This is a genomic window from Enterobacter cloacae complex sp.6700776, assembly GCF_048284255.1.
In the GTDB taxonomy this organism is placed as follows: domain Bacteria; phylum Pseudomonadota; class Gammaproteobacteria; order Enterobacterales; family Enterobacteriaceae; genus Enterobacter; species Enterobacter intestinihominis.
In genome coordinates, this window is sequence record NZ_JBLVYK010000009.1 from 80,259 (window position 1) to 103,737 (window position 23,479).

21 protein-coding genes are annotated in these 23,479 nt (G+C 56.8%); 16 read left to right on the forward strand and 5 right to left on the reverse strand.

From position 1 onward, the window contains the following. Nucleotides 1–26: 26 nt before the first annotated feature. Together ACNQ0T_RS14815 and msrA are read right to left on the reverse strand one after the other, a co-directional pair. Nucleotides 27–1,364 (reverse strand): hemolysin family protein, encoded by a 1,338-nt coding sequence (locus ACNQ0T_RS14815; RefSeq protein WP_022646849.1) that lies wholly within the window; start codon nt 1,362–1,364, stop codon nt 27–29. Between the two features lie 250 nt (nt 1,365–1,614). Beyond that, the gene (msrA, locus tag ACNQ0T_RS14820) at nt 1,615–2,256 is read right to left on the reverse strand and encodes a peptide-methionine (S)-S-oxide reductase MsrA (RefSeq protein ID WP_003856057.1); all 642 of its coding nucleotides are present in this window, start codon (nt 2,254–2,256) and stop codon (nt 1,615–1,617) included. Between the two features lie 224 nt (nt 2,257–2,480). On the opposite strand from msrA, the gene tamA reads away from it, so the two are divergent. The 3 genes from tamA to ACNQ0T_RS14835 are packed head-to-tail and all read left to right on the forward strand — an operon-like array spanning nt 2,481 to nt 8,334. Further along, a complete protein-coding gene (gene tamA / locus ACNQ0T_RS14825) occupies nt 2,481–4,214 on the forward strand; it encodes an autotransporter assembly complex protein TamA (RefSeq protein WP_022646850.1) in 1,734 nt (577 codons plus the stop codon). Then, complete coding sequence (gene tamB / locus ACNQ0T_RS14830) at nt 4,211–7,987, forward strand: autotransporter assembly complex protein TamB (protein WP_417930198.1); 3,777 nt, start codon at nt 4,211–4,213, stop codon at nt 7,985–7,987. The genes tamA and tamB overlap by 4 nt, the downstream gene beginning before the upstream one ends. A 2-nt stretch (nt 7,988–7,989) precedes the next feature. Beyond that, nucleotides 7,990–8,334 carry a gamma-glutamylcyclotransferase family protein gene (locus tag ACNQ0T_RS14835; RefSeq protein WP_022646852.1) on the forward strand — a complete coding sequence of 115 codons (345 nt, stop codon included), beginning with the start codon at nt 7,990–7,992 and terminating at the stop codon, nt 8,332–8,334. Nucleotides 8,335–8,475: 141 nt separating this feature from the next. Here ACNQ0T_RS14835 and ppa read toward each other — a convergent pair whose 3' ends face one another. Further along, nucleotides 8,476–9,006, reverse strand: a complete 531-nt coding sequence (ppa, locus tag ACNQ0T_RS14840) for an inorganic diphosphatase (RefSeq protein WP_006810347.1) — start codon at nt 9,004–9,006, stop codon at nt 8,476–8,478. Nucleotides 9,007–9,315: 309 nt separating this feature from the next. Here ppa and ytfQ point away from each other — a divergent pair, with 309 nt between their 5' ends. From ytfQ to ACNQ0T_RS14865, 5 genes are all read left to right on the forward strand, one after another. Next, a complete protein-coding gene (ytfQ, locus tag ACNQ0T_RS14845; RefSeq protein ID WP_022646853.1) occupies nt 9,316–10,272 on the forward strand; it encodes a galactofuranose ABC transporter substrate-binding protein YtfQ in 957 nt (318 codons plus the stop codon). 102 nt (nt 10,273–10,374) lie between these two features. Next, a complete protein-coding gene (gene ytfR, locus ACNQ0T_RS14850; RefSeq protein WP_417930199.1) occupies nt 10,375–11,877 on the forward strand; it encodes a galactofuranose ABC transporter, ATP-binding protein YtfR in 1,503 nt (500 codons plus the stop codon). A gap of 10 nt (nt 11,878–11,887) precedes the next feature. Continuing rightward, nucleotides 11,888–12,913 (forward strand): galactofuranose ABC transporter, ATP-binding protein YtfT, encoded by a 1,026-nt coding sequence (ytfT, locus tag ACNQ0T_RS14855; protein ID WP_161177600.1) that lies wholly within the window; start codon nt 11,888–11,890, stop codon nt 12,911–12,913. Beyond that, on the forward strand, nt 12,900–13,901 hold the full coding sequence (yjfF, locus tag ACNQ0T_RS14860; protein WP_023299180.1) for a galactofuranose ABC transporter, permease protein YjfF: 1,002 nt from the start codon (nt 12,900–12,902) through the stop codon (nt 13,899–13,901). Before ytfT ends, yjfF begins: the two co-directional genes overlap by 14 nt. Before the next feature lie 93 nt (nt 13,902–13,994). Beyond that, entirely contained in the window at nt 13,995–15,563 is a 1,569-nt protein-coding gene (locus ACNQ0T_RS14865) for a methyl-accepting chemotaxis protein (RefSeq protein ID WP_045307825.1), read from the forward strand. 39 nt (nt 15,564–15,602) lie between these two features. Here the strand turns inward: ACNQ0T_RS14865 and fbp are convergent, their stop codons facing one another. Then, complete coding sequence (gene fbp, locus ACNQ0T_RS14870; protein WP_022646858.1) at nt 15,603–16,601, reverse strand: class 1 fructose-bisphosphatase; 999 nt, start codon at nt 16,599–16,601, stop codon at nt 15,603–15,605. Nucleotides 16,602–16,780: 179 nt separating this feature from the next. Here fbp and mpl point away from each other — a divergent pair, with 179 nt between their 5' ends. Continuing rightward, the gene (gene mpl, locus ACNQ0T_RS14875) at nt 16,781–18,154 is read left to right on the forward strand and encodes a UDP-N-acetylmuramate:L-alanyl-gamma-D-glutamyl-meso-diaminopimelate ligase (RefSeq protein WP_022646859.1); all 1,374 of its coding nucleotides are present in this window, start codon (nt 16,781–16,783) and stop codon (nt 18,152–18,154) included. Nucleotides 18,155–18,240: 86 nt separating this feature from the next. On the opposite strand, the gene yjgA is transcribed toward mpl, so the two are convergent. Further along, nucleotides 18,241–18,792: a ribosome biogenesis factor YjgA gene (gene yjgA / locus ACNQ0T_RS14880; RefSeq protein ID WP_003856072.1), complete on the reverse strand. Its 552-nt coding sequence runs from the start codon at nt 18,790–18,792 to the stop codon at nt 18,241–18,243. Between the two features lie 95 nt (nt 18,793–18,887). Here yjgA and pmbA point away from each other — a divergent pair, with 95 nt between their 5' ends. The 7 genes from pmbA (at nt 18,888) to ACNQ0T_RS14915 (ending at nt 23,447) form a co-directional block, all read left to right on the forward strand. Then, a complete protein-coding gene (gene pmbA / locus ACNQ0T_RS14885) occupies nt 18,888–20,240 on the forward strand; it encodes a metalloprotease PmbA (protein WP_023299182.1) in 1,353 nt (450 codons plus the stop codon). Between the two features lie 42 nt (nt 20,241–20,282). Then, the gene (cybC, locus tag ACNQ0T_RS14890) at nt 20,283–20,669 is read left to right on the forward strand and encodes a cytochrome b562 (protein WP_046621035.1); all 387 of its coding nucleotides are present in this window, start codon (nt 20,283–20,285) and stop codon (nt 20,667–20,669) included. A gap of 310 nt (nt 20,670–20,979) precedes the next feature. Beyond that, complete coding sequence (locus ACNQ0T_RS14895; protein ID WP_026080657.1) at nt 20,980–21,318, forward strand: PRD domain-containing protein; 339 nt, start codon at nt 20,980–20,982, stop codon at nt 21,316–21,318. 10 nt (nt 21,319–21,328) lie between these two features. Continuing rightward, nucleotides 21,329–21,691, forward strand: coding sequence for an SFCGS family glycine-rich protein (locus ACNQ0T_RS14900; protein ID WP_006810339.1), 363 nt, complete (start codon nt 21,329–21,331; stop codon nt 21,689–21,691). Between the two features lie 2 nt (nt 21,692–21,693). Beyond that, entirely contained in the window at nt 21,694–21,993 is a 300-nt protein-coding gene (locus ACNQ0T_RS14905; RefSeq protein ID WP_006810338.1) for a DUF4312 family protein, read from the forward strand. A 22-nt stretch (nt 21,994–22,015) separates the two neighbouring features. Further along, nucleotides 22,016–22,792, forward strand: coding sequence for a DUF4311 domain-containing protein (locus tag ACNQ0T_RS14910; protein ID WP_006810337.1), 777 nt, complete (start codon nt 22,016–22,018; stop codon nt 22,790–22,792). A gap of 13 nt (nt 22,793–22,805) precedes the next feature. Further along, nucleotides 22,806–23,447, forward strand: a complete 642-nt coding sequence (locus ACNQ0T_RS14915) for a DUF4310 family protein (RefSeq protein WP_003856081.1) — start codon at nt 22,806–22,808, stop codon at nt 23,445–23,447. Nucleotides 23,448–23,479 lie beyond the last annotated feature (32 nt).

The following is a 23,479-nucleotide window of genomic DNA, read 5'->3' on the forward strand; positions in this document are numbered from 1 at the left end:
TTGATGTTTGTGGGACATACAAAGGGTTACGCCGACACCTTATCTTCCGCATCTGGCAGCTTCGGTACCAGCACGGTCGGTTTACTATCAATGCGCGTTACCAGCAGCTGGTCGATGCGGTAGTTATCAATATCCACCACTTCAAACTTGAAGCCAGAGAATTTCACCGAGTCGGTACGTTTCGGGATCTTACGCAGCATAAACATCATAAAGCCGCCGATGGTCTCGTAGTTTCCGGACTGCGGGAACTCGTCGATGTCGAGCACGCGCATGACGTCTTCAATCGGCGTACCACCATCGATCAGCCATGAGTTCTCATCACGCTGCACAATTTGCTCTTCCAGCCCCTGGCCGACCAGGTCGCCCATCAGCGTCGTCATGACGTCGTTGAGGGTGATAATGCCCACCACCAGCGCATATTCGTTCATGATCACCGCGAAGTCTTCACCGGCGGTTTTGAAACTTTCCAGCGCTTCGGAGAGCGTCAGGGTGTCCGGCACAATCAGGGTGTTGCGGATCTGCACGCCGCTGTTCAGCGCCAGGCTCTGGTTTGCCAGTACGCGGTTCAGCAGGTCTTTGGAGTCCACATAGCCGATGATATGGTCGATATCTTCGTTACAGACCAGGAACTTGGAGTGCGGATGCTGCGCCACTTTAGTCTTCAGGCTCTGCTCGTCTTCATGCAGATCGAACCAGATGATGTTCTCACGGCCGGTCATGGAGGACGGCACGGTACGGGATTCCAGTTCGAAAACGTTCTCGATCAGCTCGTGCTCCTGCTTGCGCAGCACGCCTGCCAGCGCCCCGGCTTCCACCACCGCATAAATATCGTCGGAGGTGATGTCGTCTTTACGCACCATCGGCAGCTTGAAGATGCGGAAAATGACGTTCGCCAGGCCGTTGAAGAACCACACCAGCGGACGGAAGACATACAGGCAGAAGCGCATCGGGTTGATGATACGCAAAGCCACAGCTTCTGGCGCAATCATACCGATGCGTTTCGGGGTCAGGTCCGCGAATAGAATGAACAAACCGGTGACCAGCGAGAAGGAGAGGATGAAGCTCAACTGCTCGGCCAGCTCTGCGGACATGTACTTTACAAACAGGCTATAAAACGCCGGAGAAAATGCTGCATCGCCCACGATACCGCCAAGAATGGCGACCGCGTTCAGGCCAATCTGCACCACGGTAAAGAACATGCCTGGGTTTTCCTGCATTTTCAGAATGCGTGATGCGTTGATGTTGCCCTCGTCGGCAAGCAGCTTCAGTTTGATTTTACGGGAGGCAGCCAGCGAGATCTCCGATATCGAGAAAAATGCACTGACGGCAATAAGACAAAGTATTACTAAAATACTGTTTAACATAGTTTATCCGGCTTCTCGCCAGATCCTCAGAAGGGGAGTTGATACCATTCGTGTGAAGACACATTGAACTCAGCTCGTAGCGTTGAGCCGATTATTTCAGCGGTAGTATAGCGTAAAGGCGTGTAAATCTGCCAGAGGTCACGTTTTCGGCAAAAAGTGGCCGGATGAAAAGGCAGAGAGTGGTTAAGTAATGAACTGACACTTTTGCTTACAGGCGCGCCACGCGGCTCGCGTGGCGCTGATGCAGTAATCAGTCCTGCTGTGGAGGCAGACAGACGCCGATGCCGCCAATGCCGCAGTAGCCGTACGGATTTTTATGCAGGTACTGCTGGTGGTCGTCTTCGGCATAGTAGAACGGTTTCGCAGTAGCGATTTCCGTCGTGACCTGACGTTTATCACCGGCTGCCTGCATCGCTTCCTGGAAACGCGTCAGGCTGGCGTGGGCCGCAGCCTCCTGCTCAGGGGTGAGCGGATAGATGGCCGAGCGGTATTGGGTGCCGTGATCGTTACCCTGACGCATGCCCTGCGCCGGGTCATGATTTTCCCAGAACACCTGGAGCAGCTGTTCATAGCTAATGACGCTCGGGTCATACACCACACGCACCGCTTCAGCATGACCGGTCTCACCGGAACAGACTTCGCGGTAGGTTGGGTTAGGCGTATATCCTCCGGTGTAGCCCGCAGCGGTGCTGTACACGCCCGGCAGTTGCCAGAACAGGCGTTCTACGCCCCAGAAGCAGCCCATGGCAAACAGGGCGATCTCCATTCCATCAGGAACGTTTGTCATTGAATGGTTGTTTACGGCGTGTAATGTCGCCACTGGCATAGGGGTGTTGCGTCCCGGTAACGCATCGGCTTGTGATACCAGATGCTTTTTATCAAATAAACTCACGGTGGGGCCTCCGGGGTAGCGTTGTTTCGGTTAAGGTTGTCACGAAGCGTTTAATTGAACACAATAAATGCGATGAATGAGTCTAGATTTAATCATAAGAAATATTTGGGTGTTAGGCCCTTTTTCAACCCGTAATTTGGGTTTTTGGCTTTCAGGCCGTATTTTGCCGCGGAGCGGCACTGCATTTGCTTCCAGGGTGGAAACAGGGATATTCAGGAGAAAACGTGACAAAGATCCGCCAGTTATGTTTAGTCAGTTTAATGCTGACAAGCGGGATTGCCAGCGCGGCGAATGTCCGTTTGCAGGTTGAGGGGTTATCCGGGGCGCTGGAAAAAAACGTGCGTGCGCAGCTTTCCACCATCCAGAGCGATGAAGTCACGCCGGATCGGCGTTTTCGCGCGCGCGTGGATGACGCCATTCGCGAAGGCTTAAAGGCGTTGGGGTACTACGAACCCACCATTGATTTCGATTTACGCCCGCCGCCGGCTAAAGGACGTCAGGTATTGATTGCCCGCGTCTCGCCGGGAGAACCCGTCCTGATTGGCGGCACGAACGTGGTGCTGCGCGGCGGTGCACGCACGGATCGTGACTACCTGGATCTGCTCAGCAACCGCCCGAAAGTGGGCACCGTGCTTAATCACGGGGATTACGATCGCTTTAAAAAATCCTTAACCAGCGTTTCGCTGCGCAAAGGCTACTTTGACAGCCAGTTCAACAAAAGCCAGCTGGGCGTTGCGCTTGAACGACGTCAGGCATTCTGGGATATCGATTACGACAGCGGCGAGCGCTATCGGTTTGGCGATGTAACCTTTGAAGGATCGCAAATCCGTGATGAGTATCTGCAAAACCTGGTGCCGTTCAAAAAGGGCGACTACTACCAGTCTAGCGACCTGGGCGAGCTGAACCGTCGTTTATCTGCCACCGGCTGGTTTAACTCCGTGGTGGTGGCACCGCAATTTGATAAATCCCGTAAAACGAAAGTGTTACCGCTGCATGGCGTGGTCTCACCGCGCACCGAGAACACCATTGAGACCGGTGTCGGCTACTCCACGGACGTCGGCCCGCGCGTGAAAGCCTCGTGGAAAAAACCGTGGATGAACTCCTACGGTCACAGCCTGACCACCAGCCTCAGCCTGTCTGCGCCTGAACAGCAGCTGGACTTCAGCTATAAAATGCCGCTGCTGAAAAATCCGCTTGAGCAATACTACCTCGTGCAGGGCGGCTTTAAACGTACCGATTTGAACGATACCGAGCAGGATTCGACGACGCTTGCGGTATCACGCTTCTGGGATCTCTCCAGCGGCTGGCAGCGCGCCATTAACCTGCGCTGGAGCCTTGACCACTTTACTCAGGCAAACGTCACCAACACCACCATGCTGCTTTATCCGGGCGTGATGATCAGCCGTACCCGCTCGCGCGGTGGCCTGATGCCGACCTGGGGCGATTCACAGCGCTACTCCATCGATTATTCCAACTCCGCCTGGGGCTCAGACGTGGATTTCTCCGTCGTGCAGGCGCAAAACGTCTGGATCCGTACCCTCTACGACAAGCACCGCTTTGTGGTTCGCGGCAACCTGGGCTGGATCGAAACCGGTGACTTCGAACGCGTTCCGCCAGATCTGCGTTTCTTCGCCGGGGGCGACCGCAGCATTCGCGGATATAAGTACAAATCGATCTCACCTGAAAACGAGAAAGGCCAATTGACCGGGGCCTCTAAACTGGCGACCGGCTCGCTGGAGTATCAGTACAACGTCAGCGGCAAATGGTGGGGCGCCATGTTTGTCGACAGCGGCGAGGCGGTGAACGACATCCGCCGCAGCGATTTCAAAACCGGCGCGGGTGTGGGCGTGCGCTGGCAGTCACCGGTCGGGCCGATCAAGCTCGATTTCGCCGTTCCGGTGGGCGACAAAGAAGAACACGGTTTACAGTTTTACATCGGTCTGGGGCCTGAATTATGAGTTTATGGAAGAAGATAAGCCTCGGGGTGCTGATTTTTATCGTATTACTGCTCGGTACGGTGGCATTTCTGGTGGGTACCACCACGGGCCTGCATCTGCTGTTTAACGCCGCGAACCGCTGGGTGCCAGGGCTGGAAATCGGCCAGGTGACGGGCGGCTGGCGCGATCTGCGCCTGAATAATATTCGTTATGAACAGCCCGGCGTGGCGGTGAACGCGGGCGAATTTCATCTGGCGGTAAAGCTCGGCTGCCTGCGGGACAGCCAGCTGTGCGTAAACGATCTGTCGCTAAAAGACGTTAACGTGGCGATAGACTCCAAAAAAATGCCGAAGTCTGAGCCTGTCGAGGAAGAGGACAGCGGCCCGCTGAATCTCTCCACGCCGTACCCGATTGCGCTCTACCGGGTCGCGCTGGATAACGTCAATATCAAAATCGACGACACGACGGTATCGGTGATGGATTTCACCTCCGGTCTGCGCTGGCAGGAGAAAAACCTCACCCTGACCCCAACCTCCCTGCAAGGGCTGCTGATTGCGCTGCCGAAGGTGGCCGACGTGGCGCAGGAAGAGATCGTCGAGCCGAAGATCCAGAACCCGCAGCCGGAAGAAAAACCGCTGGGTGAAACGCTGAAAGATCTCTTCTCGAAACCGGTTCTGCCGGAGATGACCGACGTGCATCTGCCGCTGAACCTCAATATCGAAGAGTTTAAAGGCGAGCAGTTGCGTCTGACCGGCGATACCGATCTGACGGTCTTCAACATGCTGCTTAAAGTCAGCAGTATCGACGGCAACATGAAGCTCGACGCGCTGGATATCGATACCAACCAGGGGTCGGTAAACGCCTCAGGCAATGCGCTGCTGCGCGATAACTGGCCGGTAGATATTACCCTTAACAGCGCCCTGAACATCGATCCGCTGAAAGGCGAGAAGGTGAAGGTGAAAGTCGGCGGCGCGCTGCGCGAGAAGCTGGAGTTCGGCGTGAACCTCTCCGGCCCTGTGGATATGGTACTGCGCGGGCAAACCCAGCTGGCAGAGGCCGGTCTACCGCTCAACCTTGAGATTGTCAGCAAGCAGCTTTACTGGCCGTTCACCGGTGAAAAGCAGTTCCAGGCCGACGATCTAAAGCTGAAGCTGAGTGGCAAAATGACCGACTACACGCTGTCGTTCCGTACGGCAGTGAAGGGGCAGGGAGTACCGCCCGCCGATATTACTCTGGATGCGAAGGGTAACGAGTTGCAGGTTAACCTCGACAAGCTGACCGTGGCGGCGCTGGAAGGGAAAACCGAGCTGACCGCGCTGCTCGACTGGCAGCAGGCGATCAGCTGGCGCGGCGAGCTGAAGCTGACCGGGATCAACACCGCTAAAGAAGTCCCGGACTGGCCGTCAAAACTGAATGGTCTGATCAAAACCCGCGGTAGCCTGTACGGCGGCACCTGGCAGATGGACGTGCCGGAACTCAAGCTCACCGGTAATGTGAAGCAGAACAAAGTCAATGTAGAGGGCTCGCTTAAGGGCAACAGCTATCTCCAGTGGGTGATCCCGGGCCTGCACGTGGCGCTGGGCCGCAACACGGCAGATATCAAAGGCGAGCTGGGGGTGAAAGATCTCGATCTGGATGCCACCATCGACGCGCCAAATCTCGATAACGCCCTGCCGGGTCTTGGCGGGACGGCGAAGGGGTTAGTGAAGGTTCGCGGTACAGTGGAGGCGCCGCAGCTGCTGGCGGACATCACCGCCAATAACCTGCGCTGGCAGGAACTTTCCATTGCCCGCGTGCGCGTCGAAGGGGACGTGAAATCCACCGATCAGATCGGCGGAAACCTGGACCTGCGCGTGGAGCGTATCTCCCAGCCGGACGTGAACATCAGTCTGGTCACGCTGGCGGCAAAAGGTAACGAAAAGCAGCACGATCTCCAGCTGCGCGTGCAGGGCGAGCCGGTCTCCGGGCAGCTGCACCTGACGGGCAGTTTTGACCGCCAGGCAACGCGCTGGAAGGGCGTGCTGGATAACACCCGCTTCAGCACGCCGGTCGGCCCGCTGGTGCTGTCCCGATCCATCGCGCTGGACTACCGCAATGCGGAGCAAAAGATCAGCATTGGGCCACACTGCTGGACCAACCCGAATGCTGAGCTGTGCGTGCCGCAGACCATTGATGCGGGCGCGGAAGGACGCGCGCAGATCAACCTCAACCGTTTTGACCTGGCGATGCTGAAACCGTTTATGCCGGAAACCACCCAGGCCAGCGGGGTCTTCAGCGGTAAAGCGGACGTCGCGTGGGACACCACCAAAGAGGGACTGCCGCAGGGCAGCGTTACCCTCTCCGGGCGTAACGTGAAGGTGACGCAGGAGGTCAATGACGCGCCGCTGCCAGTGGCGTTCGACACCCTGAATGTGAACGCTGACCTGCGTAACAATCGTGCGGAACTGGGATGGCTTATTCGTCTGACCAACAACGGTCAGCTTGACGGACAGGTGCAAATTACCGATCCGCAAGGGCGGCGCAATCTCGGCGGCAACGTCAATATTCGCAACTTCAACCTGGCGATGGTGAATCCGATTTTCTCGCGGGGAGAAAAGGCGGCGGGGATGCTCAGCGCCAACCTGCGTCTGGCGGGGGATGCGCAAAGCCCGCAGCTGTTTGGCCAGATGCGGTTAAACGGCGTGGACATTGACGGTAACTTTATGCCGTTCGATATGCAGCCAAGCCAGCTGACGATGAACTTTAACGGCCAAAGCTCAACCCTCAGTGGCTCAGTGCTGACACAGCAGGGACAAATCAACCTGAATGGTGACGCAGACTGGAGCCAGCTCGACAACTGGCGCGCCCGTATAGCGGCCAAGGGCAGCCGGGTGCGTATCACGGTACCGCCGATGGTGCGCCTTGACGTGTCGCCAGACGTGGTCTTTGAGGCAACGCCGAGTCTCTTCACCCTGGACGGCCGCGTCGACGTGCCCTGGGCGCGCATCGTGGTTCACGAAGTGCCGGAAAGCGCGGTTGGCGTCTCCAGTGATGAAGTTATGCTCAATGAAAATCTGAAACCTGTTGAACAGAAGAGCGCTGGCATACCGATCAATAGTAATCTTATTGTGCACGTGGGGAATAACGTGCGTTTGGACGCGTTTGGGCTGAAGGCGAGACTCACGGGTGACCTGAAGGTGGCGCAGGATCAACAGGGGCTTGGCCTCAATGGACAAATCAATATTCCTGAAGGGCGCTTCCATGCCTACGGTCAGGATTTGATTGTGCGTAAAGGTGAGCTGCTGTTCTCCGGCCCACCGGATCAGCCGGTACTCAATATCGAAGCGATCCGTAACCCGGAAGCCACCGAAGATGATGTGATTGCGGGCGTGCGCGTGACGGGCTCCGCCGATGAACCTAAGGCAGAGATCTTCTCTGACCCGGCCATGTCGCAACAGGAAGCGCTCTCCTACCTGCTGCGCGGCCAGGGTCTGGATAGCCAACAGGGCGATGGTGCGGCAATGACATCGATGTTAGTCGGTCTGGGGGTTGCACAAAGTGGTCAGGTTGTGGGTAAAATCGGCGAGACGTTTGGCGTAAGCAATCTGGCGCTGGACACTCAGGGCGTGGGTGACTCTTCGCAGGTAGTGGTCAGCGGCTATGTACTGCCGGGTCTACAGGTAAAATATGGCGTGGGGATCTTTGACTCACTGGCTACACTCACGTTACGTTATCGCCTGATGCCTAAGCTATATCTGGAAGCAGTGTCCGGCGTAGACCAGGCACTTGATCTGCTCTATCAGTTTGAGTTTTAGCAATGCGAATATTTGTTTACGGCAGTTTACGAACCAAGCAAGGCAACAGCCACTGGATGACCAACGCCCAGTTGCTGGGAAATTACACAATCGAAAACTACCAGTTGTACAGTCTGGGCCACTATCCAGGCGCGGTTCCGGGGAACGGAACGGTACAGGGTGAGGTTTATCGTATTGATAATGCTACGCTGGCCGAACTTGATGCCTTGCGCACCAGGGGCGGTGAATACGCTCGCCAGTTGATCCAGACGCCTTACGGCAGTGCATGGATGTATGTGTACCAACGTTCGGTCAACGGGTTAACGCTGATTGAAAGCGGTAACTGGTTAGACAGAGACCAGTTCTGAAAAACGACAGCGCCACCGTAAGGTGGCGTTATCGTTTTGCGCCTCTTGCTGATTGTAGGCCCGTGCAAGCGTAGCGCCGCCGGGCGCATCGAAAGGCATAAAAAAGCCCCGACGCGCGGGGCTTAGTATCAGCAGTAAGAATTACTTCTTAGCAGCACGCTCGAAAGAGGCGATGATTTCTGCTTTCGCCGCTTCTGCGTTATCCCAGCCTTCAACTTTAACCCATTTGCCTTTTTCGAGATCTTTGTAGTGCTCGAAGAAGTGGGCGATCTGCGCTTTCAGCAGCTCTGGCAGGTCGTTCACATCTTTAATGTGATCGTACTCTTTGCTCAGCTTGGTGTGCGGTACGGCAACCAGTTTCGCATCTTCACCCGCTTCGTCAGTCATTTTCAGCACGCCAACAGGACGGCAGCGAATGACGGAGCCTGGCTGCAATGGGTATGGCGTTGGGACCAGTACGTCAACCGGATCACCGTCCAGAGACAGAGTGTGGTTGATGTAGCCGTAGTTGCACGGATAGAACATGGCGGTAGACATGAAACGGTCAACGAACAGCGCACCGGTGTCTTTGTCGATTTCGTATTTGATTGGATCTGCGTTGGCCGGGATTTCGATCACAACGTAGATGTCTTCTGGCAGTTCTTTACCCGCAGGGACGTTGAGTAAGCTCATGTCGGTGTCCTTTAAAATGGATGGTAAACAAGTGGCAGGTATTATAGCCAACTGGCGCTGAAAGTCTTCGCCTGTTTTCGTCTTATCTCCCTCGCGCTTTCACTTTTCAGACCGTTTCCATGACAGGATAATCCATAAACTCAGCCGCATTTTAAATGTGGAAATGAAAGCGATTACAAACTTGTGATTAACGTTTTATTCACTTTTCTGAAGTGTGATGTAACGCAATCCGTAACATATTCCATTGGCTATAGTTCATCCGCAGAACATCTTTTAACCAACAATAACCTACCCTACGAGGACGTTCATATGTGGAAGCGCTTACTTCTTGTTACAGCAGTTTCGGCAGCCATGTCGTCTATGGCGATGGCCGCACCGTTAACCGTTGGATTTTCGCAGGTCGGATCTGAATCCGGCTGGCGCGCCGCTGAAACGAACGTGGCGAAAAGTGAGGCCGAAAAGCGCGGTATTACCCTAAAAATCGCCGATGGTCAGCAAAAGCAAGAGAATCAGATTAAAGCGGTGCGCTCTTTTATCGCTCAGGGCGTGGATGCCATCTTTATCGCCCCGGTTGTTGCCACGGGCTGGGAGCCGGTGCTGAAGGAAGCTAAAGAGGCTGAAATTCCTGTGTTCCTGCTCGACCGTTCCATCGACGTAAAAGACAAATCTCTCTATATGACCACCGTCACCGCCGATAACGTGCTGGAAGGCAAACTGATTGGTGACTGGCTGGTGAAGCAGGTGGATGGCAAGCCGTGTAACGTGGTTGAGTTGCAGGGCACCGTCGGGGCGAGCGTGGCTATCGACCGTAAGAAAGGTTTCGCGGAGGCCATCGCCAAAGCACCAAACATCAAGATCATCCGTTCTCAGTCCGGCGACTTCACCCGCAGCAAAGGTAAAGAGGTCATGGAAAGCTTCATCAAGGCAGAAAATAACGGCAAAAATATCTGCATGGTTTACGCCCACAACGACGACATGGTGATCGGCGCCATCCAGGCCATCAAAGAAGCGGGCCTGAAGCCGGGCAAAGATATTCTCACCGGCTCGATCGACGGCGTACCGGACATCTACAAAGCGATGATTGACGGCGAAGCGAACGCCAGCGTAGAGCTGACGCCGAACATGGCGGGCCCGGCATTCGATGCGCTGGAGAAATTCAAGAAAGACGGCACCCAGCCTGAGAAGTTGACCATCACCAAATCCACGCTCTACCTGCCGGACACGGCGAAAGAAGAGTTAGAGAAGAAGAAAAATATGGGCTACTGATCAGTGACATTGCCGGGTGGCGCTGCGCTTACCCGGCCTACGATACGCTCATTTGTAGGCCGGATAAGCGTAGCGTCATCCGGCTTAATGCAGGGGGAAACCATGACCACCGAACAACACCAGGAAATCCTCCGCACAGAGGGCCTGAGTAAATTTTTCCCTGGCGTTAAGGCGCTGGATAACGTTGATTTCAGCCTGCGGCGTGGGGAGATCATGGCGTTGCTCGGCGAAAACGGGGCGGGGAAGTCGACGCTGATTAAAACCCTGACCGGGGTCTATCACGCCGATCGCGGCGCTATCTGGCTGGAAGGTAATGCTATTTCGCCCAAAAACACCGCGCATGCGCAGCAACTGGGGATCGGCACGGTCTACCAGGAAGTGAACCTGCTGCCAAACATGTCGGTAGCGGATAACCTGTTTATTGGCCGCGAGCCCAGACATTTTGGCCTGCTGCGCCGTAAAGAGATGGAAGCGCGCGCCGCGAAGCTGATGGAATCGTATGGCTTCTCTCTCGACGTGCGCGAACCGCTGAACCGTTTTTCCGTGGCGATGCAGCAGATCGTGGCGATCTGTCGCGCTATCGATCTCTCGGCGAAAGTGCTGATCCTCGATGAACCCACCGCCAGCCTCGATACCCAGGAAGTGGAGATGCTTTTTACCCTGATGCGCCAGCTGCGCGATCAGGGCGTGAGCCTGATCTTTGTTACGCACTTCCTCGATCAGGTTTACGAGGTGAGCGACCGTATTACGGTGCTGCGCAACGGCGGCTTTGTCGGCTGCCGGGAAACCCGCGAGCTGCCGCAGATTGAGCTGGTCAAAATGATGCTGGGCCGCGAGCTGGAGACCAACGCACTCCAGCGCGCGGGCCGCACGCTGCTGAGCGAAAAACCGATCGCCGCGTTTCACGATTACGGCAAAAAAGGGACCATCGCGCCGTTTAACCTCGAGGTACGCCCCGGTGAAATTGTGGGTCTGGCAGGGCTGTTAGGCTCCGGGCGCACCGAAACCGCCGAAGTGATCTTCGGGATCAAACCTGCCGACAGCGGAACGGCGCTGATCAAAGGCAAACCGCAAACGCTACGTTCACCGCATCAGGCGTCGTGCCTCGGCGTGGGCTTCTGCCCGGAGGACAGAAAAACGGACGGGATTATTGCCGCCGCCTCGGTGCGGGAAAACATCATTCTGGCGCTACAGGCCCAGCGCGGCTGGCTGCGTCCGATCCCTAAGCGCGAGCAGAACGCCATTGCCGAGCGCTTCATCCGCCAGCTCGGTATCCGTACCCCGAGCGCGGAACAGCCCATCGAGTTCCTTTCGGGCGGTAATCAGCAGAAGGTGTTGCTCTCGCGTTGGCTGCTGACCAAACCGCAGTTCCTGATCCTCGACGAGCCCACGCGCGGTATCGACGTGGGCGCGCATGCCGAAATCATCCGGCTTATCGAAACGCTGTGCGCCGACGGTCTGGCGCTGCTGGTGATCTCGTCTGAGCTGGAGGAGCTGGTTGGCTATGCCGATCGCGTCATCATCATGCGCGATCGCAGGCAGGTGGCAGAGATCCCGCTGGATAAACTGTCGGTTCCGGCGATCATGAATGCCATCGCGGCGTAAGGAGTCATATGTGATGTCCCGTTCTCTTTCGCAAACTGGCGAAGCGAAGCGCCGCTTCAGCTGGCCGACCGGCACGCCGCAAATCGTGGCGCTGCTGCTGGTGCTGCTGGTGGATAGCCTGGTGGCTCCGCATTTCTTCCAGATCGTCGTGCAGGATGGCCGCCTGTTTGGTAGCCCGATCGACATCTTAAACCGTGCCGCGCCCGTGGCGCTGCTGGCGATGGGTATGACGCTGGTCATTGCCACCGGCGGGATCGACCTCTCCGTCGGTGCGGTTATGGCGATTGCGGGCGCCACCGCCGCCTCGATGACCGTTGCCGGGCACAGCCTGCCGGTGGTTCTGCTGGCCGCGCTGGGCTCCGGTGTATTAGCCGGGCTGTGGAACGGCATTCTGGTCGCGGTGCTCAAGATCCAGCCGTTTGTCGCGACGTTGATTTTGATGGTGGCCGGGCGCGGTGTGGCGCAGCTTATCACCTCCGGTCAAATCGTCACCTTTACCTCCCCGAATCTTGCGTGGATCGGCAGCGGTAATTTTCTGTTCTTCCCGACCCCGGTAATCGTCGCGCTCGTGACGCTGGTGGTGTTCTGGCTTTTCACCCGCAAAACGGCGCTCGGGATGTTCATCGAAGCGGTGGGAATTAACATTCGGGCCGCGAAAAACGCCGGGGTAAATACACGGCTGATGGTGATGCTGACCTACGTGCTGAGCGGCGTCTGTGCTGCGATTGCCGGGGTGATTGTGGCGGCCGACATTCGCGGGGCGGATGCCAACAACGCCGGACTCTGGCTGGAGCTTGATGCGATCCTCGCGGTGGTTATCGGCGGTGGGTCGCTGATGGGCGGACGTTTTAATCTGCTGCTCTCGGTGGTGGGGGCGTTAATTATTCAGGGTATGAATACCGGTATTTTGCTCTCCGGGTTCCAGCCGGAGCTTAATCAGGTCGTCAAAGCGGTCGTGGTGCTTATCGTGCTTATCGTGCAGTCGCCGCGCTTTATCACTCTCATTAAGGGGTTCCGCGGTCATGATAAAACGTAATTTGCCGTTAATGATCACGCTGGGCGTGTTCGTGCTGGGATACCTTTACTGCCTGACCCAGTTCCCGGGCTTCGCCTCCACGCGGGTGATTTGCAACATCCTGACCGACAACGCCTTTTTAGGCATTATCGCCGTTGGCATGACGTTTGTGATCCTCTCCGGCGGGATCGATCTCTCCGTTGGGTCGGTGATCGCCTTTACCGGCGTTTTCCTTGCCAAGGCGATTGGCTTTTGGGGCATTTCGCCGTTGCTGGCGTTCCCGCTGGTGCTGATTATGGGCTGTGCGTTCGGCGCCTTTATGGGGCTTTTGATCGACGCGCTGAAAATCCCGGCGTTTATCATCACCCTCGCCGGGATGTTCTTCCTGCGCGGCGTGAGCTATCTGGTGTCGGAGGAGTCAATTCCGATTAACCATCCGATCTACGACACGCTCTCCAGCCTGGCGTGGAAAATTCCCGGCGGAGGGCGCCTGAGCGCAATGGGGCTGCTGATGCTGGGCGTGGTGGTGATCGGGATCTTCCTCGCTCACCGTACCCGGTTTGGTAACCAGGTTTATGCCATTGGCGGCAGCGCCACGTCCGCGAACCTGATGGGGATTTCCACGCGCAGCACCACCATCCGCATCTATATGCTTTCGACCGGCCTTGCCACGCTCGCGGGGATTGTGTTTTCGGTATACACCCAGGCAGGCTATGCCCTGGCGGGGGTGGGCGTTGAGCTTGACGCCATTGCCTCGGTGGTGATTGGCGGTACGCTGCTCAGCGGCGGGGTAGGGACGGTGCTCGGTACGCTGTTTGGCGTGGCGATCCAGGGGCTGATTCAGACCTATATCAACTTCGACGGCACGCTCAGCTCCTGGTGGACCAAAATCGCCATCGGTATTCTGCTGTTTATTTTTATCGCGCTCCAGCGCGGCCTGACGGTGCTGTGGGAGAACCGCCAGAGCTCGCCTGTTACCCGTGTGAATACATCTTTAACAGGGCGATAACATGCTGAAATTGCTTAAACTCTAAACATTTTCCGGTAGCGGTCGATACTCTTTTTTTATGCCCAGAAATATCTCGCTACCGGAAATAACATCATGCTTAAAACGCTATCGATTCGTACCGGCTTGCTCTCTTTACTGGCCGTTATGACCCTTCTGCTGCTGATTGTCAGCGGCATCGGCATTTATGCCCTTACGCAAAGCTCCGCTTCTCTCCAGCGCATCAATCATCTTCAGGGTGAACAGATGGTGCAGCTAAATGCCGGCTATACGCTGATCCTGCGCGCGCGTAACGAAGCGGGTCAGGCCGTCCGCATGATGGAGGTCGGCTTGCTGGACGATGCGGCCAGGGCGGTCAAAACCATTAACCAGGAAGTGGCGCTGGCACAGAAAACGCTCAAGGGCGTGATCGGCGGCGGCGTGGCGGATGAGCAGGGACAAAAGCTGCTGGATAACGTCGCCTCGAGCCTGGCGGTGTACAACCAGCAGGGTATCAGCCCGATGCTGAAAGCCCTGAACGAGCAAAGTGCGGACGGCTATTACGATCTGCTGGAAAGCAAGCTAGTCCCGGTGGCGAAGCAGTTTGATAACGATATGCAGGCGTTCCAGACGTGGAGCGAAGCGCGCGGCAAAGCGGAGGTGAGCGCCGTGCAGGCGAGTAAAACCCGTGTGCTGATCCTGATTATCGTCGCGGCGCTGCTGACGGCAGGCATTATCGTGCTGGCCTGGCTGGTGCTGCGCCATATGCTGCTTAAGCCGCTTTCAGCCTCAATTGCCCAGCTGGAGCACGTAGCGGCCGGGGATTTAACCCACACCCTGAACGCGCCGGCGAGCCAGGAATTTAATCGCCTCAACGCGGTCATCGAAGAGATGCGCCAGTCGCTGATGAACTCCGTTCTGCGGGTGCGTGACGCCAGCTCGCAGATTGATACCGGCAGCCGCGAGCTGACGGCAGGGAACCTGAACCTGGCCCAGCGCACGGAATCCACCGCCACCTCGCTGGAACAGACGGCCGCCAGCATGGAAGAGATCACCGCCACGGTGAAACTTAACGCCGATAACGCCGGGCAGGCGCACCAGCTGGCGCAGTCGGTCTCCGATACCGCCGATCATGGCAGCGAAATGGTCTGCTACGTCATTGAGAAGATGCGCGACATCGCCGGCAGCTCGGCGCGCATCGCCGATATCCTGAGCGTCATCGACGGCATTGCCTTCCAGACCAATATTCTGGCGCTGAACGCCTCCGTGGAAGCGGCGCGCGCGGGCGAGCAGGGACGGGGTTTTGCGGTCGTGGCGGGTGAGGTGCGCAATCTCGCCAGCCGCAGTGCTGATGCGGCGAAAGAGATCCGCTCGCTGATCAGCGATTCGCAAACCCACGTGAACGAGGGCAGCGAGCTGGCGCAACAGGCCGGTGAGACGATGGACGAGATCGCTACCGAAGTGCTGCGTATGACCAAACTGATGCGAGAAATTGCGACGGCGTCTCAGGAGCAGAGCCGCGGTATTGAGCAGGTTAACATTGCCGTCAATCAGATGGATGAAACGGCGCAACAAAACGCGGCGCTGGTTCAGCAATCCTCTGCGGCAACGCGTTCCCTGGAGGAACAATCGCGCGAGCTGATGGAGGCGATGGCATCCTTCAAACTGACGGCGCAAACGGCATGATAAAAATAGGGGAGCCTGTCGGGCTCCCCTATTTACGCGTTACGCGTCCGGGAATTCGCGGATCATGCGTTCAACGTCTTCCACCATGTGGTCGTTGCCGACAAAGAACGAACGGCGCTGGTGCAGGCTTTCCGGCACGATATCCAGAATACGCTCTTTACCGTCACTCGCTTTGCCGCCTGCCTGTTCGGCCAGGAATGCCATCGGGTTGCACTCGTACAGCAGACGCAGTTTTCCGTCCGGGTGGCTGGCGGTGCTTGGGTAGAGGTAAATACCACCCTTCAGCAGGTTACGGTGGAAATCCGCCACCAGCGAGCCGATATAGCGCGAGGTGTACGGGCGCTGGGTGGCTTTATCCTCTTCCTGGCAGAATTTGATGTACTTCTTCACGCCATTCGGGAATCGGATGTAGTTGCCTTCGTTGATGGAGTAGGTATTGCCCTTCTCCGGGAAGCGCATGCGCTCCTGGCTCAGACAGAAAACGCCCAGCGACGGATCGTAGGTAAAGGCGTGCACGCCGCAGCCGGTGGTGTACACCAGCATGGTGGATGAGCCATACACCACGTAACCGGCAGCAACCTGCTTGCTGCCCGGCTGCAGGAAGTCTTCTTCCGTCACCGGTGTGCCAACCGGGGTGACGCGACGGTAGATGGAGAAAATGGTACCGACAGAAACGTTAACGTCGATGTTGGAGGAGCCGTCCAGCGGATCCATCAGAACAACGTATTTTGCGTGTTCACACCCTTCGAATACGACGATCTCATCTTCTTCTTCAGAGGCGATACCCGCAACGATGTCGCGCGCGCGCAGTGCTGCTTTCAGTTTTTCATTGGCGAACAGGTCGAGTTTCTGCTGAACCTCACCCTGAACGTTCTCGGCACCGCTGGCACCCAGGATATCGACCAGACCGGCCTTGTTGATATCGCGGTGGATGATCTTAGCGCCCAGCTTTATTGCCGACAGCAAAGCAGTGAGCTCACCGGTAGCATGAGAGAACTCGTGCTGCTTTTCGACAATAAATTCACCTAACGTTTTCATAACACTTTCCCTGCATCTTATGTTGAGTAAAGCGGTTGATGTCCAACAATCTTAACAAACATTCAAATATTAGCGCAGAGGTGAATCGCGCCAGCAAAATACGGATTTACCTGAAATGCGTTTCACAGCCGCTGACATGTGAGTAAAATGTGCGCCACATTGAAGAAGGATAGTGACGTATGCGCATTCATATATTGGGGATTTGTGGCACTTTCATGGGCGGACTGGCAATGCTGGCGCGCTCGCTGGGCCATGAAGTGACAGGTTCGGACGCCAATGTGTATCCGCCGATGAGCACGCTGCTGGAGAAGCAGGGGATTTCTCTGATTCAGGGATATGACGCCAGCCAGCTCGAGCCGCAGCCGGATCTGGTGATCGTTGGTAACGCCATGACCCGTGGGAATCCATGCGTTGAAGCGGTGCTGGAACGTAATATCCCGTACATGTCTGGCCCGCAGTGGCTGCATGACTTTGTCCTGCGCGACCGCTGGGTTGTCGCCGTTGCCGGGACGCACGGCAAAACCACCACCGCCGGTATGGCGACCTGGATCCTCGAAGCCTGCGGCTACAAGCCGGGGTTCGTGATCGGCGGCGTGCCGGGGAATTTCGACGTCTCCGCGCGTCTGGGCGACAGCCCGTTCTTTGTGATTGAAGCGGATGAATACGACTGCGCGTTCTTCGACAAGCGCTCCAAGTTCGTGCATTACTGCCCACGCACGCTGATCCTCAACAACCTTGAGTTCGATCACGCGGATATCTTTGACGACCTGAAAGCGATTCAGAAACAGTTCCACCATCTGGTGCGCATTGTTCCGGGTCAGGGCCGCATTATCCTGCCGGAGAACGACATCAACCTGAAACAGACTATGGCGATGGGGTGCTGGAGCGAGCAGGAGCTGGTTGGCGAGCAGGGGCACTGGCAGGCGAAAAAGCTCAACGCGGATGCTTCCGAATGGGAAGTGCTGCTCGACGGCGAAAAAGTGGGCGAAGTGAAGTGGGGCCTGGTGGGCGAGCACAATATGCACAACGGCCTGATGGCGATCGCCGCGGCGCGTCACGTGGGCGTACTGCCTGCGGATGCCGCCAATGCGCTGGGTTCATTCATTAACGCCCGCCGCCGTCTGGAGCTGCGTGGTGAAGCGAATGGCGTGACGGTGTACGACGATTTCGCGCACCACCCAACCGCCATTCTGGCGACGCTTGCCGCATTGCGTGGCAAAGTTGGCGGCACCGCGCGTATTCTGGCCGTGCTGGAACCGCGTTCGAACACCATGAAAATGGGGATATGCAAAGACGATCTCGCGCCGTCCTTAGGGCGTGCCGACGAGGTCTTCCTCCTGCAACCGCAGCATATTCCGTGGCAGGTGGCCGAAGTGGCCGACGCCTGCATTCAGCCAGCGCACTGGAGTGCGGACGTGGATGTCTTAGCGGATATGGTGGTGAAAGCCGCACAGCCTGGCGATCACATTCTGGTGATGAGCAACGGCGGGTTTGGTGGGATCCATCAGAAGCTGCTGGACGGTCTGGCGAAGAAAGCCGCGGCCGCAGAGTAAAAAAAGGCCCGGTGGCGTTAGCGCTTCCCGGGCCTACATTATCTCTTCTCCCTCTCCCCTTTGGGGAGAGGGCTGGGGTGAGGGGTTTACTCTTCGTTCTCAGACAGCTCGCGCAGATACTGGAAAATCAGACGCGCAGACTTCGGCGGCTTATTCCCTTCTTTCTCTTTCTTCGCGTTACGGATCAAAGAACGCAGCTGCTGGCGGTCGGCATTCGGCCACAGGTTCAGCACTTCAGGTACCGCGTCATCACCTTGCTCGATCAGACGGTCGCGGATCTGCTCCAGCTTATGGAACAGCGCAACCTGCTGGTTGTGGCGGTTCTTAAGTTTATCCAGCGCCTGACGGATCGGCTCAACATCGCGCTGACGCAGCAGTTTCCCGATAAGCTGAAGCTGGCGGCGACGCCCTTCTTTCTTGATTTTCTGTGCCAGTTCAATGGCATCACGCAGATCCTGGTCGAGCGGGATCTTATCCAGCGCGTTCTTACCCAGTTCTACCATTTCTGCGCCAAGCTGTTTTAACTCTTCGGCGTCACGTTTAATTTCACTTTTACTGACCCAGATGATCTCATCATCTTCGTCTTCGATGTCATCACCGGGAACGTCGTCGAGCCAGTCTTCGGGCTGCTTAGTCATGTCAGGCTCCTTAAAAAAAGAGGCTAATGTTACCAGTTAAGACGCGCACTGAAAAACGGTTCTCTGTTAGACTTCACTTAACTCTCTCTTACAGTATGGCATTTGCGATGAAAGTAACCTCACAAGTTGAAGCGCAGCGTAAGATCCTGGAAGAAGCCGTCTCCACCGCGCTGATGCTCGCTTCAGGTAAATCAGATGGCGCCGAAGTGGCGGTCAGCAAAACCACCGGTATTAGCGTGAGCACCCGCTATGGCGAAGTGGAGAATGTAGAATTTAACAGCGATGGCGCGCTGGGGATCACGGTGTATCACCAGAATCGCAAAGGCAGCGCGTCGTCTACCGATCTCAGCCCGGATGCCATCGCCCGTACAGTGCAGGCGGCGCTGGATATCGCGCGGTACACCTCCCCGGATCCTTACGCTGGCGTGGCTGATAAAGAGCTGCTGGCGTTTGACGCGCCGGATCTCGATCTGTTCCATCCGGCGGAAGTGACCCCGGATGAAGCCATTGAGCTGGCCTCGCGCGCCGAGCAGGCGTCTTTGCAGGCTGACAAACGCATCACCAATACCGAAGGCGGCAGCTTTAACAGCCACTACGGCATCAAAGTGTTTGGTAACTCCCATGGCATGTTGCAGGGGTACTGCTCAACCCGCCACTCGCTTTCCAGCTGCGTGATCGCCGAAGAGAACGGCGATATGGAGCGTGATTACGCGTATACCATTGGCCGCGCGCTGGGGGATTTGCAGTCTCCGGAGTGGGTGGGAAAAGAGTGCGCCGAACGTACGCTGTCACGCCTCTCGCCGCGTAAACTCTCCACCATGAAAGCCCCGGTCATTTTTGCCAACGAAGTGGCAACCGGTCTGTTTGGTCATCTGGTGGGGGCGATTGCGGGTGGTTCGGTGTACCGTAAATCGACCTTCCTGCTCGACTCGCTGGGCAAGCAGATCCTGCCGGAATGGCTGACCATCGAAGAGCACCCGCACCTGCTGAAAGGGCTGGCCTCCACGCCGTTCGACAGCGAAGGCGTGCGCACGGAGCGCCGGGATATCGTTAAAGACGGCATTCTGACCCAGTGGCTGCTGACCAACTACTCCGCGCGTAAGCTGGGGCTGAAAAGCACCGGGCACGCGGGCGGCATTCATAACTGGCGCATTGCCGGGCAGGGCCTGAATTTTGAACAGATGCTGAAAGAGATGGGCACCGGTCTGGTGGTCACCGAGCTGATGGGGCAGGGCGTGAGCGGTATCACCGGCGACTACTCTCGCGGCGCAGCGGGCTTCTGGGTGGAAAACGGTGAAATTCAGTATCCGGTGAGCGAAATCACCATCGCCGGCAACCTCAAGGACATGTGGCGCAATATTGTTACGGTCGGTAACGATATTGAAACACGCAGCAATATTCAGTGTGGTTCTGTATTACTGCCGGAGATGAAAATCGCCGGGCAATAATCCCCGTAAAAGCGTGATTTATAATAAAAAAGGAAGTGAGCAATGCGTAAACACCTGTTAGCGATCGTCGCGGCTTCAACGCTGGTTTTTGGCTCATCTGCGTTTGCTGCCGATCTTGAAGACAACATGGACATCCTCAGTCAAAACCTGAAGGTGGTGCAGAAAACCGACGATGCGGCGGAGATGAAAGACGCACTGACCAAAATGCGTGAAGCGGCGCTGGATGCGCAAAAAGCGACGCCGCCGAAGCTGGAAAGCAAAGCGGCGGACAGCGCCGAGATGAAAGACTACCGCCACGGTTTTGACGTGCTGGTCGGCCAGATCGACGGCGCGCTGAAGCTGGCGAACGAAGGCAAAGTGAAGGAAGCCCAGGCGGCAGCCGACCAGTTTGCGGCGACCCGCAACGCGTATCACAAAAAGTATCGTTGATAGTCTGGATGAGCGGGGCGCGTTAAGCATCCCCGCTCACACTCTTCTCCCTCCCCATAAGAAAACCTTATCCACGTCACATTTCTACGAGCCTGCTCGTAATCTTTTCCACTCCGCTTACCTGTTTAGTGCCGCGTAATAGCGTGATATTCATCACGTAAATCCAGCGATTAATCCAGATTCACCGCATTTATGTGGCACAGATCACTGCCGCGGCTCGCCTTTCCACTTCGAAGTGGAAAACAACTCGCTACAAACAACGCCCCCTCGACGTTAGTTTTATTCCAGAGCCATTAACGGGGTAAGACGAGTGATTAACGGAGCGGTAATGAACGACGTTGGGGAACAGGCGGTGCAAACAGAACAGCTCGCGAACACCATGCTTCAGCAGGTCTACGCCCTGCTGGCCCGGCACAACATCATCCCCAACGCGGTACAGGAGCAGATGCTGACCTCCCACGTTCGCGCAATGGCGCACCGGTCTGTGACCGGCGAGCCGCTGCCGGAGGTTGAAGCAGAGCTGTTCGACGAAATTTCACCAGATTCAATGCAACTTGCCCGTGAAGTGGTAGCGCAGTTTGGCAATCTTCCTGATGAAGAAGCCTGGCTGCTCTCCGTTCACTTCGAAGTCGCGAAAGACAACCTTTAAGGAGCAACACATGGAACAGATTACAGTCGTGATTGGCGATCGCCTGGGTAAAGGTCAGAAAGTGGCTGCGGGTGTGGAAAAAGCCGGCGGACGCGCGGTTGTCGTACCGGGCATGGCAGCGGATATGAAGCTCGGTGACGTGATGAAAGCAGAAAACGCCACCTTCGGGATCTCGTTCTGCGGCAGCGGCGGCGCGGGTGCCATCACCGCCCAGACCAAATACGGCTACAAGGCCAAATACGGCATGCGCTCCGTGGATGAGGGGGTGACCGCTATCAACGAAGGCTGCAACGTGCTGGGCTTTGGCTTTATGGATAAAGAAGAGCTGGGCGAGCGTCTGGTACAGGCGTGGCAGAAGAAATACGGCGCGTAAGCATGAAAGAACAGTTCACGACCACGGTGAGAGTGAAGGGGAAGGGCGATGCCAAAGCGCGCGCCTTTGCCGACGCCCTCAACCACGTACAGGCCGCGGTGATGAAAGCCTCACCGCATATCTTACTGCGTATTGAGCCACAGGATGTGCAGGTTGTTCAGGCGCAAGAAGCGGTGCGAAAAGAAGCGTTTTTGTTCTTCTTTCTGCGTCGGGAAAGACGCACCTACAGCGTGGAGCTGGATGTGACCGTCAACGTGACCGCCATCAATCTCGACCAGGTGGATTTCGTCACGCAACGCTGATTATTCATAAAAGGGCAGACTGATGTTCTTAATTATATTAATAAAATCGCTCATCATTGGCGGCCTGGTTGGCGTCGGTGTTGGAGCCGGGGCTGCACGCATGTTTCATGCGCCTACCACTCAGGGTATGGGCGCGTTTCGTACATTGGGGGAACTGAACTCCTGTGAAGGGGATCCGGCGTCCCACTTCTCCTTTGGGTTAGGTTTCTTCTTTAACGCCTGGGCCTCTTCCGTGGCCGCAGGTGCCTTCACACAGGACGTTGACCACCGCATCATCCCGAACTGGGGTGCTGCTGCACTGATGATCAAAAACCGTAACGTCGGTGAAACGCTGCATGACCCGCGCAAAATGGCGATTGCCTGCGGCATTATCGGCATGATTGTCGTGACCTTCCTTAACCTGACCGCCTCCTCCGTTCCGGCTGCGCTTCAGGTCACCGCCGTGAAGGTGCTGGTGCCTGCCGCGAACCTGTTGGTCAACACCGTGATGCCGGTGATCTTCTGGCTGGCAGCCATCGACGCGGGTAAAAAATCGGGCTTCTGGGCCACCATCTTTGGCGGCGCAGCGCAGCTGATCATGGGTAACGCCGTGCCGGGCCTGGTGCTGGGGATCCTGATCGGTAAAGGCGTGGAAGAGAGCGGCTGGAACCACGTCACCAAAGTGATGATGGCGGCGATCGTCCTGCTGTTTGTGCTGAGCGGCTTCTTCCGCGGCTTCGACATGAAGATGATCGAATCCTTCCATCTGACCGTGCCGAACTGGCTCGATATGATCCACAACTCGCTCAGCGGTAAATAACAGGAGCCTCGACATGGAACAGAATAAAGGTTTTTGGTATGCCGACTGGTCGTTCCCGATCTTCGTTGGCCTGCTCTCCTCCGGCGTCTTCGCCGGGACGCACATGTACTACCTCTACGGCATCGGCGCGTTTAACGAAGTGGCCTTCGTGGCGATGCTGAAAGCGGGAATCGATACCGGCGTTTACGGCGCGGTGGCGGCGTTCGGCGCGAGCTTCCTGTTCGCCCGTATCATCGAAGGGTCGCTGGTCGGGATTCTCGACATCGGCGGGGCGATCCAGACCGGCGTGGGCCTCGGCGTACCGGCGCTGCTGCTGGGCGCGGGGATCATGTTCCCGGTGACCAACTTTATTGCCTCGCTGATTACCGGCCTGGTGATTGGTCTGGCGATTGGCTACGTCATCATCCTGGCGCGTAAGTTCACCATCAACCAGAGTAACTCCACCTACGGTGCAGACGTGATGATGGGCGCGGGTAACGCCTCCGGCCGCTTCCTCGGGCCGTTGATTATCCTCAGCGCCATGACCGCCTCCATTCCAATCGGCGTCGGTTCCCTGGTGGGCGCGCTGCTGTTCTACATCTGGCAGAAGCCGATTACCGGTGGCGCCATCCTCGGCGCAATGATTTTGGGCTGGCTGTTCCCGGTCGCCCTTTAATACCTGCGGGCGCTTCGGTGCCCGCCTTATCA

Bases quoted from the DNA above. Each gene is read 5' to 3' on its own strand.
- pmbA (WP_023299182.1), top strand. From the start codon at position 18,888: ATGGCATTTGCGATGAAAGTAACCTCACAAGTTGAAGCGCAGCGTAAG.
- yjgA (WP_003856072.1), bottom strand. From the start codon at position 18,792: ATGACTAAGCAGCCCGAAGACTGGCTCGACGACGTTCCCGGTGATGAC.
- fbp (WP_022646858.1), bottom strand. From the start codon at position 16,601: ATGAAAACGTTAGGTGAATTTATTGTCGAAAAGCAGCACGAGTTCTCT.
- ACNQ0T_RS14915 (WP_003856081.1), top strand. From the start codon at position 22,806: ATGGAACAGAATAAAGGTTTTTGGTATGCCGACTGGTCGTTCCCGATC.
- ytfR (WP_417930199.1), top strand. From the start codon at position 10,375: ATGACCACCGAACAACACCAGGAAATCCTCCGCACAGAGGGCCTGAGT.
- ytfQ (WP_022646853.1), top strand. From the start codon at position 9,316: ATGTGGAAGCGCTTACTTCTTGTTACAGCAGTTTCGGCAGCCATGTCG.
- ACNQ0T_RS14910 (WP_006810337.1), top strand. From the start codon at position 22,016: ATGTTCTTAATTATATTAATAAAATCGCTCATCATTGGCGGCCTGGTT.
- mpl (WP_022646859.1), top strand. From the start codon at position 16,781: ATGCGCATTCATATATTGGGGATTTGTGGCACTTTCATGGGCGGACTG.
- ACNQ0T_RS14835 (WP_022646852.1), top strand. From the start codon at position 7,990: ATGCGAATATTTGTTTACGGCAGTTTACGAACCAAGCAAGGCAACAGC.
- ACNQ0T_RS14900 (WP_006810339.1), top strand. From the start codon at position 21,329: ATGGAACAGATTACAGTCGTGATTGGCGATCGCCTGGGTAAAGGTCAG.
- ACNQ0T_RS14905 (WP_006810338.1), top strand. From the start codon at position 21,694: ATGAAAGAACAGTTCACGACCACGGTGAGAGTGAAGGGGAAGGGCGAT.
- tamB (WP_417930198.1), top strand. From the start codon at position 4,211: ATGAGTTTATGGAAGAAGATAAGCCTCGGGGTGCTGATTTTTATCGTA.
- cybC (WP_046621035.1), top strand. From the start codon at position 20,283: ATGCGTAAACACCTGTTAGCGATCGTCGCGGCTTCAACGCTGGTTTTT.
- yjfF (WP_023299180.1), top strand. From the start codon at position 12,900: ATGATAAAACGTAATTTGCCGTTAATGATCACGCTGGGCGTGTTCGTG.
- ACNQ0T_RS14865 (WP_045307825.1), top strand. From the start codon at position 13,995: ATGCTTAAAACGCTATCGATTCGTACCGGCTTGCTCTCTTTACTGGCC.
- ACNQ0T_RS14815 (WP_022646849.1), bottom strand. From the start codon at position 1,364: ATGTTAAACAGTATTTTAGTAATACTTTGTCTTATTGCCGTCAGTGCA.
- ppa (WP_006810347.1), bottom strand. From the start codon at position 9,006: ATGAGCTTACTCAACGTCCCTGCGGGTAAAGAACTGCCAGAAGACATC.